Below are 2206 nucleotides of genomic sequence, written 5' to 3'. Positions count from 1 at the left end.
CCGGATCCTGCCGGACCTGACCAGCCGGTTCCAGGTGCGGGCACTGCCGAACCACCCGACCTGAACCGGAAGCCCGTTATCGGTGCCGGCGCACATCCGGTCGATACGCCGGTGCCGCAGCTCACAGTCAGCCGTGATGATGGTGGCTCGGCAGCGTGCGGGGCACCGACGCTTCGGTGCCGGGTTCCACGATGACGAACTGGCCCATCATGCCCTTGTCCTCGTGCCGCAGGATGTGGCAGTGGTACATGTAGGGCGTTTTCGGGTCGGTGTGGTGCCCGAACTGCACGGCGAGCCGCAGCGTCGACTTGCGAGGGATGAACACTGTGTCCTTCGGTCCCTGCAGGTATGCCGGCGGCTGCTTCCCGTCGATGTCCAGGATGCGGAACGCCACCTCGTGGATGTGGAAGTTGTGGGAGTAGACAGGGTTCTGGACGTGCCAGATCTCGGTTGCTCCCGCGGGCACGACCTCGTCGATGCGGGTCATGTCCATTTCCCGCCCGTTGATCGCATCGCTGCCACTGAGCTTGAACTTGCGCTCCCGAGCGCCGGCGGGTGCCTCGATGGGCGGCGTCGTGGCCAGCCGCTGCGGCACCGACGGCCCTGGCTTGAGCTGGTCCGCCGCGACGAACTTCAGCAGCTCGTAGTCCCCTTCGTCGATGCCGTTGTCGCCGGCGACGCTGCGCAGCACGACCTGGTCGCGCGGGGCGAACTCGACCAGGACCTCCAGCCGTTCCCCTGGGCTCAGCTGCACGCGGTCGACCGCCACCGGCGCCGCCAACAGGCCGGCGTCGCTGCCGATCACGTGGAACCGTCGCCGGTCGGCAAACTCGACGTTGTACATCCGCGCGTTGGATCCGTTGAGGATGCGGAGCCGTAGCAGCGTCGTGGTCACCTCGAAGAAGGGATCGTAGACGCCGTTGACCAGGATCTGGTCGCCCATGAGGCCCCACGTCGGCTTGGGATCTTCCTGCAGCACGCCGTTCGCGTCGAGGACCTTGTCCTGCACGATGAGCGGGACGTCGTCGACTCCGTAAGTCGACGGCAGACCCAGGGCGGCCGTCGTCGGGTCATCGACGAGGAACAGGCCCGCGAGCCCCCGGTACACGTGTTTAGCGGTGTTGCCGTGTGGATGCGGGTGGTACCAGGAGGTAGCGGCCGGCTGGTCGATCGTCCAGTGCGGGGACCAGGTGGCACCCGGTTGGATCATCTGGTGCGGGCCGCCGTCCATCACCGCAGGCAGCCGCATGCCGTGCCAGTGGACCGTGCTCGGCTCGCCGAGCTGGTTGTGGACGCGCATCGCGACGCGGTCGCCACGCATCGCGCGGATCGTCGGGCCGAGGAAGGCGCCGTTGAAACCCCACGTCGTAGTCGGCTTGCCTGGGAGCAACTCCACCTGACCGGCCCGCATCGTCAACGGAAACTGCTTCGTGCCGTCCGCCGCTACGGTCGGCTCCAGCAACGGCGGTACCCTGAGCCGATTGGCGAAGGCCAGCGTGCCGGAGTTTCCCTTCGAACCCGAACCCGGGTTACCACAACCGGCGAGGGCGGCCAGCCCTGCGAACGCAAGAAGATCACGACGCTTCATGCAGAAGATCATTCCTGGCCCGACGGAGCGCTACAACGGGGGTCCGACCCGGAGGCCACCCTGACAGTCCGATGCGGTAAGCCCCTACTGGGCCGGCCGCACGCCAAGATCAGGCGCTTTTTTGAGGCCGTTGTCGAATCCTACGAGGAGGATCTGAGTCGCCCGCCGGAAAGTCGTCCCTATTGCTGGAGGCGCGCGGCGGACACTGGTGATCGCGGTGTCCGGTAAGGATTCTGGCTGCATCTCGCGGCAGAGCTGGCCTGCGTCAAGCCCAGTCACCGCGCACGCCTGCTGTACCGGGTCAAGGTACCCCGTGTCCGCAAAGTTGAGCAGCTCAGCACATAGTCACCCTCCCATCGCGCCAAGCCTGGGAGCCGCGGATGCCCTGTCTGTCAGGGTGAGTTGAGGCCAGCGGCTCATAGCAAGTCCGCCGGGCAGGGCGAGTTCAGGATCGAGAAGCGTTGAATACTGCTGTTGGCGTCGCGAGGGCCCAGGATGGGGTCATGAGTGGCAAGAAGGGTCCGGCGTTCAGGCGGGCCGCGGGCACGTCGGTCGTTCACGCCGGGGGGAGCTGCCCCCTGGTCCTGGACACTTGAACCTTGGATCGTGATGGTCGGG

Annotated in this window: 1 protein-coding gene; it reads right to left on the bottom strand. The window is 66.6% G+C overall.

From position 1 onward, the window contains the following. Positions 1-127 precede the first annotated feature (127 nt). Positions 128-1588 carry a multicopper oxidase domain-containing protein gene (locus tag ABZ570_RS33895; protein ID WP_358072267.1) on the bottom strand — a complete coding sequence of 487 codons (1461 nt, stop codon included), beginning with the start codon at positions 1586-1588 and terminating at the stop codon, positions 128-130. Between the last annotated feature and the right edge of the window lie 618 nt (positions 1589-2206).

The organism is Micromonospora sp. NPDC007271 (assembly GCF_040634005.1).
GTDB lineage: Bacteria > Actinomycetota > Actinomycetes > Mycobacteriales > Micromonosporaceae > Micromonospora.
The sequence above is the reverse complement of the archived record's forward strand: the minus strand, read 5'-3'. Positions and strand labels throughout refer to the sequence as shown.

Bases quoted from the DNA above. Each gene is read 5' to 3' on its own strand.
- ABZ570_RS33895 (WP_358072267.1), bottom strand. From the start codon at position 1,588: ATGAAGCGTCGTGATCTTCTTGCGTTCGCAGGGCTGGCCGCCCTCGCC.